General features: G+C 38.6%; 8 protein-coding genes. 7 read left to right on the forward strand and 1 reads right to left on the reverse strand.

What is annotated here, in order from left to right:
- Positions 1–156: 156 nt before the first annotated feature.
- From HW347_RS15400 to HW347_RS15415, 4 genes are read left to right on the forward strand one after another with little or no spacing between them, the layout of a single operon-like run.
- Complete coding sequence (locus tag HW347_RS15400; RefSeq protein ID WP_214612643.1) at positions 157–2,040, forward strand: alpha-1,3-galactosidase-related protein; 1,884 nt, start codon at positions 157–159, stop codon at positions 2,038–2,040.
- Between the two features lie 32 nt (positions 2,041–2,072).
- Positions 2,073–4,190, forward strand: coding sequence for a sulfatase-like hydrolase/transferase (locus tag HW347_RS15405; RefSeq protein ID WP_214612644.1), 2,118 nt, complete (start codon positions 2,073–2,075; stop codon positions 4,188–4,190).
- Between the two features lie 15 nt (positions 4,191–4,205).
- Positions 4,206–5,546: a sulfatase gene (locus HW347_RS15410; RefSeq protein ID WP_214612645.1), complete on the forward strand. Its 1,341-nt coding sequence runs from the start codon at positions 4,206–4,208 to the stop codon at positions 5,544–5,546.
- Positions 5,547–5,589: 43 nt separating this feature from the next.
- The gene (locus tag HW347_RS15415) at positions 5,590–7,062 is read left to right on the forward strand and encodes a sulfatase family protein (protein WP_214612646.1); all 1,473 of its coding nucleotides are present in this window, start codon (positions 5,590–5,592) and stop codon (positions 7,060–7,062) included.
- 80 nt (positions 7,063–7,142) lie between these two features.
- Here HW347_RS15415 and HW347_RS15420 read toward each other — a convergent pair whose 3' ends face one another.
- On the reverse strand, positions 7,143–9,875 hold the full coding sequence (locus HW347_RS15420; protein ID WP_214612647.1) for an outer membrane beta-barrel protein: 2,733 nt from the start codon (positions 9,873–9,875) through the stop codon (positions 7,143–7,145).
- A 298-nt stretch (positions 9,876–10,173) separates the two neighbouring features.
- Between HW347_RS15420 and HW347_RS15425 the strand changes: the two genes are divergently transcribed.
- Genes HW347_RS15425 through HW347_RS15435 form a run of 3 tightly spaced genes read left to right on the forward strand, consistent with a single transcriptional unit; the run spans position 10,174 to position 15,484 of the window.
- Entirely contained in the window at positions 10,174–11,652 is a 1,479-nt protein-coding gene (locus tag HW347_RS15425; RefSeq protein WP_225901943.1) for an arylsulfatase, read from the forward strand.
- Between the two features lie 45 nt (positions 11,653–11,697).
- Positions 11,698–13,971, forward strand: a complete 2,274-nt coding sequence (locus HW347_RS15430) for a sulfatase-like hydrolase/transferase (RefSeq protein WP_214612648.1) — start codon at positions 11,698–11,700, stop codon at positions 13,969–13,971.
- A gap of 7 nt (positions 13,972–13,978) precedes the next feature.
- Positions 13,979–15,484 carry a sulfatase family protein gene (locus HW347_RS15435; protein ID WP_214612649.1) on the forward strand — a complete coding sequence of 502 codons (1,506 nt, stop codon included), beginning with the start codon at positions 13,979–13,981 and terminating at the stop codon, positions 15,482–15,484.
- Positions 15,485–15,496 lie beyond the last annotated feature (12 nt).

Genomic DNA, 15,496 nt, shown 5'->3' on the forward strand with positions numbered 1-15,496 from the left:
TGTCTTCAATTCAATTGTTAGTTTTTGGTTCATTTAGACTGATAAACCGGAGTTTGAATGAGCGCAGACATAATATTTACCCTTAACGACAAATAAAATCTAATGAACCCATAATTTGGCTTGTATTAAACGACCTCGTTAAACTTTAGACACCTTATGCAGAAAATTATAGCCTGTTGGTCCATTCTTATATTAGTCATTATTTCAACAAATGTTATCGCTCAAAACAAAGATGGTGAGAGCGTACTTTTCACTACTTCTATTTCTGAGGATGCAACGCCAGCAGTTTTAGCACGAATAATGAATGCCGATAAAGAACCTATTTCAGTAATAAAATTTGAGAAAGGCACTTATCATTTTTATCCAGATAAGGCATACGAACGCTTCACCCGTATTTCTAATCACGATGATGTTATGGCTAAAACAGCCTTGCCTCTTCTAGGTTTTAAAAACCTGACTATTGACGGCCAAGGTTCCACCTTTATCTACCATGGTAGAATGATTCCTTTTCTCATTGAAGGCTCAGAGAATATTACCGTACAGAATGTAACCATAGACTGGGCAATGCCCTTTCATAGCGAAGGAACCATTGTGAGCAACGATGAAAAAAATAACACGTTTGACATTCACTTCTCTGATGAGTATCCCTACGAAATCAGGAATGAACAGTTAATTTTTATAAAAGAGTATTACGAGCACGATTTAGGACAGTCAATCCTCTTTGACCCAGCTCGAGAAGCAATTGCTTTTAATACGGAAGCTTATACATCCATTGCCACCGTTCGCAACTTAAAAGTGCAGCATAACGTAAACAAAATAAAGTACAAGTATAAAATTGACCCACGTTCTAAGGTGGAAAAAATTAGGGGCAAAGAAGATAATTTAAGGGTTGAAGAAATAGAGCCTGGAACGGTTCGTATTTATAACCATAAGAAAAAACTACCCCCAGTAGGCATGATTTTGGTGTGCAAAGGAGACCAAAGTCTAAACCGATTGGCCCCAGCATTTCGTATCACTGGCACAGATGGTTTCAATGCAAATAATGTAACCGTGCACCACGCTGGCGGTATGGGTTTGATTGCTGAAAATTCTGCTGACCTTATTTTAGATGGTTTTCATGTAAAACCTTCTCATGGCAGAATGGTGTCAACTTCTGCTGATGCCACTCATTTTGTAGGATGCAGGGGTAAAGTTGTTCTTAAAAATTGCACATTTAACAATCAGTTGGACGATGCCACTAACGTTCACGGCACATACCAAGAGGTAATTGATATTTTAGGTGATAACAGCATTGGGGTACGTATGGGGCATGCCCAACAACAAGGTTTTGCCATAGGAAAGACAAACGACACTATTGGGTTGGTAGATCTTGAGAAATCTTTTTTTGGCTACGACCATCTTACTTTAAAGAACATTACCCCTATAAATGGCAGGTATCAGATTATTACGTTCAATGAAAACCTACCTTCAACTTTAAAAGTTGGAGACCTTGTTGAAAATTTGGAAGGTTATCCTGATCTACTGGTTCAAAACTGTAATATAAGTCGGAATAGGGCTCGTGGCTTATTGATATCCAATCCTAAAAAAACCTTGATTGAAAATAATTTCTTCAGTACAGAAATGGAAGCTATCTTAGTACCTGTAGAGAGTAGCCATTGGTTTGAGTCAGGTAATGCAGCCAATCTTATTATTAGAAATAACACGTTTCAAGACAGTCAACATAGCGGATTTAATAGAGGGGTAATTCGTTTTATTACCGATGATGATAACAACAACATCGCCTTTAAAAATATTCAGATAATTGATAACGAATTCAATCAGTTTGACAATATGATATTGGAAATCTCAAATGTTGATGGGTTGTTGTTTGAAGGGAATAAAATTACCAATTCAGGAACTTTTCCAATGCTATATCCTGATAACCCAGCTATTAGGGTAAAGGCCTCAAAAAACATAGTTTTCAAGAAAAATGAATACAAGGGAAAGGCAAAAAACATTCTAGAGACCGATGATTCCATGCCTAAACTAAAATTCCGATAACACCAACGTTCCAGTAAACAGAAATAAATACCATGTCGCATTTAAAAACTTCATTACATTTTTTAACCATCATTTTATTTAGTACCGTCTTTTGTTCCTTCGCTCAACAAGAACCAAAACCAACTAAAACTGATGAGGCAACAAAGAAACCTAACATCATTTATATTCTTACGGATGATTTAGGCTATGGAGACATTGGCGCTTTTTTTCAAAACCAAAGAAAAGAAACAGATGACCGTAGTGAGCCTTATGCATTAACTCCACAGTTAGACAAAATGGCTTCGGAAGGTGCTATGCTTACCAATCATTACACGGCGGCACCGGTTTGCGCGCCATCACGCTCATCTGTCCTATTAGGAGTTAGCCAGGGGCACGCTAATGTTCGCGATGGCCAGTTTGATAAAGCTTTGGCAGACAACAACACACTTGGTAACGTAATGCAACGCGCAGGTTACAAAACGGCCGCAATTGGTAAATGGGGTTTACAAGGCGCTAGTAAATGGTCAGAAAATGGTGATTCATGGCCGGCACACCCAAACAATAGAGGCTTTGAATATTACTATGGCTATATGCGCCACAGTGATGGTCATGAACATTATCCTGTTGAAGGTGTATATCGCGGAAAAAAAGAAGTTTACGAAAACAAAAATGAGGTAAGTAAAGGGCTGGACAAGTGTTATACAGGGGATTTATGGACAGCCGTTGCTAAAAAATGGATTGTAGAACAGGTAAAAGATAAAAAAGAAAGCGAACCTTTCTTTATGTACTTGGCCTTTGATACGCCCCATGCTGTTTTAGAACTCGCAACACAAGCCTACCCCGAAGGTGGAGGTTTGAATGGCGGATTGCAATGGGTTGGAAAACCAGGAAATATGATTAACACAGCCTCTGGCGAAGTTGATTCGTTCATTCACCCAGATTACGCCAATGTTACTTACGACCATGATAAAGACCCAAGTACTCCAGAGGTTGCTTGGCCTGATGTTTACAAACGTTACGCGAGTAGTACAAGACGAATTGACAATGAAGTGGGCGATTTACTTCAGTTGTTGAAAGACCTTAATATAGACGAAAATACATTGGTTATTTTCAATTCTGATAACGGTCCTTCTATGGAGTCCTATTTAGAGGAAAAATACGCCGCTGATTTCTTTAATAGTTTCGGACCTTTTGACGGTATCAAAAGAGATGTGCTCGAAGGTGGTGAACGTACACCATTAATTGCGCGCTGGCCTAACAAGATCCCAGCTAACCTAGTTATAGAATCACCAAGTATTTCTTATGACTGGCTTCCGACTTTTACCGAAGCTGCAGGGTACACAGCTCCAGCAAATAGCGATGGAGTTTCTCTTCTACCAAGTTTAACAGGCAAGGGCAAGCAACAGGAAAGCCTTATTTATGTAGAGTACAATCAAGGAGGAAAGACTCCTGAATACGAAGAGTTTTCACCAAACAACCGCGGTAGACTTCGAAAGCAGATGCAAATGATGCGCGAAGGTGATATTGTTGGGTTACGTTACAATATACAAGGCGCAGATGACGATTTTGAATTCTACAATGTTGTGGAAGACAATCATCAAACTTTAAACTTGGCAACTTTACCAAATATGGAGGCACTTCAAGTACAAATGAAAGAACGTGTACTTCAGGTACGTATGCCAGACAAAAATGCTGCAAGGCCTTATGACAATGCCTCTGTTTCTGCAGTTTCCCCACATAATCTATCTAGTGGCTTAAAATGGACCGCTTTTGAAAATAGCGCTCCATGGTTACCAAAAGTCGATAACTTGACTCCTATAGCTAACGGAAAATTGAAAACACCAACATTGAAAGAAATTGAAACAAAAGGTGATGTTTTTCTTTTTGAAGGTTTTATTAAAGTTCCTACGGAGGGTAGTTATACCTTTTCCTTAAGCTCTTCTAGCAATGCCTTTGTTCGTATTCACGAAGCAAGTGTTATTGATGCTGATTATGGTTACGAAGCTGGCTCTGTAAAAGAAGGCACCATGAAGCTAAAAGCAGGTTATCACCCTATTCGGATTTATTCTAAAAAGAAAACAGGAGTACAAAACACTCTAGACTTACAGTGGAGTGGCCCATCCATTGAGAAAGGTAACATTCCTGAATCTGCATTTTACTCTAAAAATTAAAAGGACCGTAGCAACATGAAAAACACCTTTCTTTTAGCAGCCCTATTTATCGGCATATTTAAAGGCATAGCTCAAGAACAACCCAACATTGTATTACTTTTTGTTGATGATTACGGTTGGGCAGATGTAGGTTTCAGAAATTCTAAATTCCACACACCCAATATTGACCAACTTAAAAAAGACGGCTTCAATTTTAACCGTGCCTATATTGCTACACCTACCTGTAGTCCAAGTAGAGCATCGCTTTTAACAGGTAAAGAACCGGTGCGTTTTCAAATGCCCCGTCATATTATCGACAGCAAGGAAAAAGCAGCAAAAAATAACGTAGCCGGAGGTGAGTTTAATTTATGGCCCACGGATCCGGTACAAATGCCCTCCAGAAACTGGTTGCCATTAGAGGAAGTTACCTATGCTGAGCGACTCAAAGAATTTGGCTATTACAATATGTTCATTGGTAAATGGCACTTAGGCAGCGAAAAATACCATCCGGTACATCAAGGTTTTGATGCCCAATATGGTACCGGAGACCACGGTCATCCTGGAAATTACTATGCGCCGTTCTTTAAAACAGGTAATCCGTTACCGGATTCACCAGAAGGAACTTACTTAACTGATGTTCTAACCGATGGAGCTGAGAAGTTCATTGGGGATTATGACAAAGAACAGCCCTTTATGTTATCGCTTTGGTATTACAATGTACATGGTCCACACATTGGCCGTACTGATTGGGTTGAGCGCTATAAAAAGGAAGGTTTAACAGGCAAAGACGCAGAATATGCAGCCATGGTCAGCGCTATGGATGAATCCGTAGGAAAGGTTAGAAAGGCACTAGATAAAAAAGGCATAGCGGAGAACACGGTAGTTATTCTTCTATCCGACCAAGGAGGCTATTTCAGCAACGCTCCCCTATCCGGAGGAAAAACAGGCGGTAACACCTTAGGTGAAGGTGGCGCAAGAGTTCCGTTTATCATTAGTTATCCTGGGGTTACTATGCCTGGGATTTCATGTGATATTCCTGTACAATCTATAGATCTTTTTCCAACTTTAGTAGAGATTGCTTCTGGTAAAAAACCAAAAACAAAAGACATTCAAGGCAAGAGCTTAATGCCTTTGCTTCATGGAAAGAAATTCAAGGAACGTAACCTATTTTTCTTCCGAAGCTATGAAGACCAATATACTGCCATTATGAACGGTGATTGGAAGATGGTTAAATACCACAGCGGCAGACATGACCTATTTAATATAAAAAACGATAAGAGCGAATCTAAAAACCTCATCGACATAGAAGTTGACCAAGCAAAGAAAATGAAGAAACAGCTTGCGAAATGGGAAAAAGAAGCTGTTCCAGAGTTTTAGACTAGATATACAACGAGACACATAGAAAATCAAAAACAAACGAATGAAACAAATAATAACGACTGGTATTTATTTATTATTTACCTGTTTGACTTTTGCCCAAGAACAACCAAATATTATCTGGCTCATGGCCGAAGATATGAGTATTGACCTTGAGTGCTACGGCATGAAAGGTGTCAAAACTCCCAATTTGAACAAGATGGCAAAGGAAGGCGTTAAATTTGAAAACTGCTTTGTAACCAACCCTATTTGCTCGCCTAGTCGTTCTGCTATGCTAACGGGAACACATCAAGTTAAAATAAATGCGCATCACCACCGTAGCAATAGAGATGTGCCGTTGGATGAACAGTTTAAACCTTTTACTTATTGGTTAAGAGAAGCCGGTTATACTACTATTTTAGGACATCACGGTGTAATGGGGCAAGGTCGTAAAATAGATGCTAATTTTAAACATGAACCTATAGGTCCTTGGGATGGAAAGACCCAATTTGGGATTTTTGATAAGTACGATACATTTGAGAAAGAAGACCAACCATTTTTTGCGCAAATTCAATTAGTTGCTAGTCACAGAGGTGATTGGTGGGACGAGGTTCGCGAAAACTCAAAACACCCTGTAGACCCTGCAGATGTGGAATTGCCTGAATTTATGGCTGATGACCCAGTAATTCGTTTGGATTGGGCTAAATATCTTGACCAGATAGAGTTTTTAGACAATGAAGTAGGAATGATTTTTCAAGAATTGGAAGATAAAGGAATGGCCGATAATACCGTTGTTATTTTTATTGGCGATAATGGCCGGTGCAACATACGTGGCAAAGGATATCTTCAAGACCCAGGATTACATATTCCTTTTATTGTTTACTATCCTAAGGGTTTAAAAGCAGGACAGATTAGAAAAGATGTGGTTTCCGCTACTGATATTACCGCAACGGTATTGGACTTCGCCAATGTAGAAGTTCCTGAATACATGACCGGAAAACCTGTATTCGAAAAGGGTTTTAAACGTGAGTTTGTCTACGGAGCACGTGACCTTTGGGACGAGATAGAAGAAAAATCCCGCGCCATTACTTCGGGAGAGTGGAAATACATTCGCAATGACAAGCCCGAGGTTCCTTTTGATGCAGAACAAGCTTATTTAGAGTTTTATCGCCCTGCGGTGCACCGAATGCGTGCCTTAAAGGCCGAAGGCAAACTTAATGAAAGTCAGAAACTGTTCTTCGCACCCAATAAAGACAAAGAAGAATTATATGATCTTAAAAACGATCCACAAGAACTGCACAATTTAGCAGAGAATCCAAAGTACCTAGATGTACTTCAGAAAATGCGAGCCAAGACCTTGGCCTATGATAAAGAAATGAAACCAGTAAATACCATATACCATCCTGAGCATGCTATTTCTGTAGATGCCCTAAAATGGGTAAAAGAAGAAAGACCAGAAGAATACCAGAGGATGGTAGACGGTGAAGAAATAGGCTTCAAAAAGGCCGTTCAAGGGTATAAGGAAAGTCTTAAATAAGGATTTAAACGTTGTTTGTTAGTTAGTGTAGTAAAAGTCCCCATTGCATATGCTTTTGGGGATTTTTTTATTTATTACGCCTACCCTTTTCTTGGTCTGCTATTAAGCTTATGCATATAACTAACTATAAAATAACGCCCCAAACTCTCAGACGTAGTTTCTTCAAAATAGTTGGTAGTACTACGCCTATAAATGTCTATGTTCTTATCAAGCAAATCAATAAACAATAACTTTACAACATGGCTATTCTGTTTTGAGAAGGCATACGATACTGTAGCATTCCATAAGGGGATGTTTTCACTTGAAGCAAAAGCATTATCGGTATAAATAAAATAGTCAAACTGGGTATTGAAATTCACTTTCTTAGATAAATCACAATCCAACATTGAAAAATACTGCTGTTTGGTATACTTCCGGTCCAAATCTCGCTCTATTGAAAAAGAGGTGTTATTTACGCTATAAGTTGCCCCTGCTTTTAAATCTATGACGCTTTTATTATTGTTCTCTAGCGTTGCGCTGATTAGAAAATCTTTTGAAGTAACTTCATTAAGCTGAAAATTGATAATCGCATTATTTGTATTGAAGAAATTTCGGTTTCGAACAGAGTAGCGTAGCCCCAAACTTTTTATTTTCTGACTAAAACCTATTGTAGTATTCAGTCTACGTTTGATTCCGTTATTCTGATAGCTCAAGGTTCTAACATAATCCTCATCCACATCAACACTTTTGATGATGGCGTCTTTTGTATATTGAAATTGTACTCGTGTATTAAAACTAAAAGACGATTTAAAATCGTGAACAACGGCAGATAAAGTCAACGCATCTATCTTTTCCGAAACCAAATTTGGATTCCCCTTTCGGATGGAAAACGGATTTAAATCATTAACCACCGTAGAACTCTCATTTGGTCGTGGCGTACGAATGTTCTTTTTATAACTTAATCTATACTTACGCCCTCTTTTAGGAATGTATTGTACCGTAGCCATAGGATTAACGAATAACCTATCCGTTACCGTAACTGCTTCATCTACAACACCAAAAGAACGTACAATATCTTGCAGTTCCATTGCTGCATACGTATTAATTTTCCCTGCGGTATAACTATGGGCCAATCTGGTTTGATAATTATTTTCGTTGTGGTCGTAATCGTACTTTAAAATCTCTTCTTTATTCTTTGCGGCTACAGTTATCTTATTCTGATAGACATTTTCCTTATCAATTTTATTTCCCATGTATGACTCCAACTTCACATAATGGTTGCCTCCTAAGGGTTCAGTATATTTGAAATTAAAATTGACTGCCGCAGTATTCAGTTTTTGATCACGGATGGTATTCAGCTCTTTCACAGATTCTTTTGGAGTATTTATCCGCCTAGTGATTAAAGTATTTTGATCGTTCTTCATAGTAGACCGATTAAAATTAGTTTTCAGTCCAGTAGCTAGACTTCTACCCTTTTTTCTCAACTTTTGATAAAAGTTAATACCCAAATTGGCTCTTTTTCTATCTCTATCTACAGTAGATAGGTTGTCATTCTTAGTACTTAGTTCTACCTCTTTAAAATAGCGCCCCATGCGATTAGAGTAGCTATTAATAGCATCAGACATTAATTGTCCTTTAATAATTAAACTATTGTTAGGGTTGGACTTGTTCTTGTAATCTAAATTAAGATTGTGATCATTCTTAGTGTTCACATATTCATTTTCGGCTACATAATCAAAGTTATTGGCATTGGAAAAAGTGATGCGTTTTGACACAGAAGAACCATCGTTCTTAGAATAGTTATAGAAATAATCTCCGTTTAAAGATTCCTTTTCTTTAAACTCGTGCCCCACATTTACCCCTGCCACACCTGTATTTAAATACCCACTTAGGCTTTTCGTTTTTTGTGCGGAGTTCTGCTCTTCTTCCTCATCGTCTCCATCACCATCAACACCATCTGCATTCTTTAAAAAATCTTGAATGTTTGAACCCGTTATATTGATGTTATTAATTTTACCAATGACAGAAAACTGAGTCTTAGAAGAGAATTTATTATAATTAAGATTACCAAAATACCGGTTATCCAATCCGCCTCCTGCAGAAACCTTTCCAAAACCATTGTTCTTTCGGGATTTCTTCAACGTAAAATTAATGACCACTTCCTTGTTTCCGTCCGCCACACCGGTAAGCTCAGACTCATCACTCTTTTTATCTATAATCTCTACATTGGCAATGGCATCTGCAGATAAGTTTTTTAGTACTATGGATGGATCGCCTCCAAAAAACTCTTTTCCATCGATCATAATTTTGGTTACCTCGTTACCTTGAGCATTCACCTTCCCATCAGAATCTATTTCCAACCCTGGAATTTTATTTAACAATACCTCTAAATTATCATCTGGATCCACTTTAAAAGAATTGGTATTAAAAGCTATAGTATCCTGTTTGATTTGTACAGGCACCACTGCTGTTAATGTAACCCCTTCCAATTCATAGGTATCCTCCACTAGTGTAAGGTTTCCAAACGTAAGAGCTTCACCCGTGCAGGTAATGTTCTTGTACAAGGAGATATATCCTAAGGAAGAAATATTCAAAATATAATCTCCTTTCTGAGCTTCAGATATTTTAAACTCACCATTTACATCAGTAATCGTATAATCTACATACGTAGAATCCTTAACACTTAGTAAAACCACGGCAACTGCTTCCAGAGGCTCCTGGCCCTCAGAGAGTACTTTCCCAGAAATAGTTTCCGAAGATTGTGCCTGTGTAGATGTAAAAAATATAAAGAAGAGGAAAAGCAGAAAACCATTTCCTTTTTGAAAATTCATCATTAAATTTTTATTGAATTAGAACTCATAAGGAGCAATCCTTAAAGGTAAAATGATGCAAAAGAACAGATGTACATAAGAGTACACGAAATGTATTGTGGAGTACATAATCTACAAATGATATGATCAATTTGCTTTAAGTATGCAACAGATGATCAAAGGCATAAACTATAAGATGTAAAATAAGTACATTGCTCAGTGCTTTATCTTAAAGGCTATTAACCAAATAGTGCAGTCATTTTAAATAGCTGTCAAGCCCAAAAATTGATTCTGTCAATTTTAACAATTAAGCCATATTACTATGAGATTACGTTTTCACCCTTACTTAACATTCTTTTTTACCGCTTCTATGCTTTTAAGCTTGGGGTCCTGCAAAGAAGAAGCGAAAATTGTAAACGAAACAGCTTTACCAGAAAAAGAAAAGCAACCCAATATCATTTATATTTTAGCCGATGATCTTGGTTATGGCGACTTAAGTTCATACGGACAAGAAAAATTTGAAACTCCCCGTATTGATAAACTTGCTTCTAGAGGTATAAAATTCACACAACATTACAGTGGGGCTCCAGTTTGTGCCCCAGCACGTTCATCTTTAATGACAGGACAACATACAGGCCACACACCTATTAGGGGAAACAAAGAGCTTGAAGGAGAAGGGCAAACACCATTACCCGCAAATTCCGTAACCATTGCCGAGCTAATGAAAAAAGCGGGCTATATCACAGGAGCTTTTGGAAAATGGGGATTAGGTTTTATTGGAACTGAGGGCGACCCCGTTGCTCAAGGTTTTGATGAGTTTTATGGGTACAATTGCCAGCGTATGGCTCACAGGTACTATCCTTCTCACTTATGGCACAATGAAGAAAAGGTTTTACTTGATGGTAACGACTGGACAAAGACCGAAACTTACGCTCCAGATAAAATTCAGGAAGCAACTTTGGCTTTTATCGAAGCTAATAAAGAAAAGCCATTTTTTGCTTATGTTCCTTTTGTTCTACCTCATGCAGAACTGATTTCACCCAAGGACTCCATATTTGACAAGTTTAAGGACCAATTTCAAGAAACACCTTATACGACAGAGAATGACTTTACATCGGACTACGGCCCTGATATTGTTCAAATGGAATATGCTTCACAGCTAAAGCCACATGCCGCCTTTGCCTCTATGGTGTACCGTATGGATGTTTATGTTGGACAGATTTTAGATAAACTAGATGAACTGGGCATTACGGACAACACCATTGTCATGTTTGCAAGTGATAACGGCCCTCATGCCGAAGGCGGTGCTGACCCTGAATTCTTTAATAGCGCAGGAGGCTTAAGAGGAATTAAAAGAGACCTGTATGAAGGTGGTGTCCGTTCACCTTTCCTGGTAGTCTGGCCCGATAAAATTAAAGCTAGATCAACTTCTGACCATGTTTCTGCATTTTGGGATGTTATGCCAACATTAGGTGAAATTACCAATATAGATGTTCCGGCAACTAGCGATGGTATTTCTTTTCTACCAACACTCTTAGGCAAAGAAGGTCAAAAACAACATGAATATCTGTACTGGGAATTTCCTATTCAAAAAGGACGTAAAGCAATTAGAAAAGGGGATTGGAAAGGTGTCATTTACAATTTCAACAAAAACCCACAAGGCCAATTTGAACTTTATAATTTGGCTAATGACCCGTCTGAAACCAACAATGTTGCCAATGAACATCCAGAAATAGAAAAAGAAATAAGGCAAATCATGGAAAGCGCAAGTGAAAAATCTGAACTTTTCCCTTTCGAGTAGCTATTAATTTTTAAACCAACCAATAATTAAACCATTGCATACCCTATGAAAACCATTTATTTTCTTCTAAGCCTCTTCTTATCGGTTTCCTGTTACGCCCAAAAAGCGAACAAAAGCAACTCAGAAAAACGCCCGAACGTAATCCTGATCATGGTTGATGACTTAGGGTACGAAGGAATTGGCAGTTATGGAGGCACATCTTATGACACTCCAAATATTGACAAGCTTGCCGCAACTGGCATGCAGTTCAATCAGGCCTATGCACAGCCGTTATGTACTCCCACTCGCGTAAAACTTATGACTGGGCAGTACAATTTTAGGAATTGGGAAGCTTTTGGAGTTTTAAATCCAAAACAAAAAACGTTTGGCCATATCATGCAAGACGCTGGTTACGCTACCTGTATGGTGGGTAAATGGCAACTACAGAGTTATGACCCACCGGGATATCCTGGAGGCGAACATAGAAGAGGTATTGGTATGAAAGTAGAGGATGCTGGTTTTGATGAATACAGCATGTTTCACGCGTTTCATACAGAGGATAAAGGCTCCCGTTTTGCCAATCCAACTATTTATCAAAATGGAGAGTTTCTAAAAAGAACTGATGGCAAATACGGTCCAGACATTTTCTCTCAATATTTAAACGATTTTGTTGACCGTCAAGCGGATAAACCGTTTTTCGTGTATTACCCTATGGCATTGACACATGGTCCGTTTAACCCAACACCGAACAGCGGCGATTGGAAACATGCCGAAAAAAGATTGAATGACGAAACCATATACTTCAAGGATATGGTGGAATATTTAGATAAAATTATTGGAGATATTGTAGCTAATCTTGAAAAGAAAGGACTTCGTGAAGACACACTTTTGATGTTGTATTCCGATAATGGTACACACCAAACCATTTTCTCCAAGATGGGAGATCGGACGGTTCAAGGTGGTAAAGGCCTAACGACCGAAGCTGGTATTAAAGTTCCTTTTATTGCCAACTGGCCTAGTCATATTAAAGAAGGTACTGCATCAAACGAGTTCATTGATGCTATAGATTTTATGCCCACTATTCTTGAAGCTACAAACACTCCAACTCCTTCCGGTTTTGAACCAGATGGGGAAAGTTTTCTGCCAGTTTTGAAAGGGAAGCCTGTAGAACGTAGAGACTGGGTATTTATGAGTTACGACCCTAAACCGGGTTGGGACAAAAAACAATTCGCACCAGCAGAATTCGTACTAAATGAAAACTATAAACTTTACGGAGACGGTAGATTCTATAACACCAAAAAAGATGTTCTGGAAAACGATTCGTTGCCATCTAACAAACTATCTTCTAAAGAAAAACAGCTCAAGAAAATATTTAAAACGGTTTTGGATTCGTTGAGAAAATATCCAACGTATGGCTGGATTGAACGTTTGGCACCTGAGTTTGATTCGTTGGTATCAAAACATGCCCGTATAGAATTAGTTGCAGAAGGCTTCAATTGGTCAGAAGGTCCGGTATGGCTTCCTAAAGAGCAAAAACTTATTTTCTCCGATGTTCCCGAGAACAAAATTTACCAATGGCATAATTTAGACGGACTAAGCCTATACATGGCTCCTTCTGGAGGCACTGGAATCGCAAATGGCAATACAGGAAAGGGTTCTAACGGACTTATTCTTGATCCGCAGGGAGATTTAGTGATTTGCCAAGTCGGCGATCGTAGAATCAGTAAGCTTACGAGCTTGCAAGATTCGCTTCATCCTAAATTCACTCCAATAATAACCGATTACAAAGGGAAGATATTCAATTCTCCCAATGACCTAGATTATGATACTAACGGAAACCTTTATTTTACAGACCCTGCTTTTGGGTTAGGTGATGGAAAAAGCGCTATTGGTTTTAACGGTGTTTATTTCTTGAGCAAGAATAAGGAGTTGATTCTTTTGGATGATTCTATAGAAGCTCCAAATGGCATTGCAGTCTCCAATGACAACAAAATCTTATATGTTGCCGATTCTTTTAAAAAGCAACCAAAAATCCTAGCTTACGATATTGTGGGTGATGGAAAAGTAACCAATAAAAGAATATTTTTTGATGCTACCGAACTGCACGAAGCAAGTATTAGCAAACAATCTCCCGATGGAATGAAGATTGATGAAAAAGGAAATATTTTCTTAGCAGGACCTGATGGCGTTTTGGTAATTTCTCCCTCAGGAAAGCATTTGGGAACCATCAGAACCGATAAAAACACGGGTAACTGTGAATTTAGCGATGATGGAAGGTATTTATTCATAACTGCAGATGATTACCTTTTAAGAGTAAACCTAAGACCCTATTCTAAATAAAACCACCATGTACAAAAACTACACTTTATCTATTCTTTCTATAGGTCTTTTACTTCTCTCTTCCTGTGCCGAAAAGAAAAAAGAAGAAGCAAAAGTAACGGAAGAACGCCCTAATATTGTTCTTATTATTGCCGATGATATGGCTTGGGACGATAGTGGTGCCTATGGACATCAAAACATCAAAACCCCTAATATAGACCAACTGGCCAAAGACGGTATGCGTTTTGACAATGCCTTCTTGACCGCCAGTTCGTGTAGCCCTAGCAGAACAAGTATTATAACTGGCCTATACCCACACAATACAGACGCAGAGCAACTACACTGGCCGTTACCTTCTGACAGGATAACTTTTGTAGAAGAGCTTAAAAAATCTGGATACTGGACCGCACAAGCGGGAAAATGGCATTTGGGGGACTCTATTAAAAACCGTTTTGACCTCGTAAAGGATGTTGGCACACACGGTTTTCAGTTATCGCCTACTGGCGAAAAAACAAAACAAACGGGTAACGGCAGTGGTTGCGAAGAATGGATACCTGTCCTCAAACAAAGACCACAAGACCAACCTTTCTTTTTATGGTTAGCCGCAGTTGACCCACATAGACCATACACAGAAGATATTATTGACAACCCACATGCGTTGAAAGATGTGGTACTTCCGCCTTATTTTCCAGACACTAAAGAAGTACGTGAAGACTTTACGCACTATTACAATGAAATTACCCGCCTAGATAATTATGTAGGTGAAGTAGTAGCGGAACTAGATAGACAAGGGGTTTCAGACAATACTATGATTTTGTTTATTAGTGATAACGGTAGACCTTTTCCGCGTGATAAGACCACACTTTATGATGGGGGTATAAAAACACCATGGATTGTAAAATGGCCAAATGAAGTAGAATCCAATTCGGTTAACACCAACTTGGTAAGCTCAATAGACATAGCTCCAACATTCTTAAAACTTGCGAATTTAGAAACGTTACCAAGTTTTGAAGGTGAAGATTTCTCTCCATTACTAGAAGACACAAAAGCAAAAACCAGAGATATAATTTATGCCGAAGACCACTGGCATGATTACGAAGATTACACCCGAGCCGTACGTACAGAAGATTTTAAATACATACGTAACTTCTATACGGATTTACCCAATACTCCTTCTGCGGATGCATTCATTGGTGGAACATTTAAATCTATGCAGGAGCTAAAGAAAAAAGGCGAGCTTAACGAGGCACAATTGGCCTGTTTCATTACACCAAGACTAGAAGAAGAATTATACGATGTGGTCAATGATCCATATGAGCTTAAAAACTTGGCGTTAGACCCTGAGCATAGTAAAAAGTTAGTAGAGTTACGAACTGAAATGAATAGCATTAGAAAAGCCTCAAAAGATAGCTTACCAGCGTTTAGAACACCAGATGAGTTTGATCGTGAGACGGGAAAATCTAATTCATTCAGAAAAAGACCTCGTCCTTCAAAAGTTGAGATGGAGAAAATTATAAGAGCTATGAGTAAATAAAACTCAGTTAAC

The sequence above is a fragment of the Zobellia barbeyronii genome (assembly GCF_018603515.1).
Lineage (GTDB): Bacteria > Bacteroidota > Bacteroidia > Flavobacteriales > Flavobacteriaceae > Zobellia > Zobellia barbeyronii.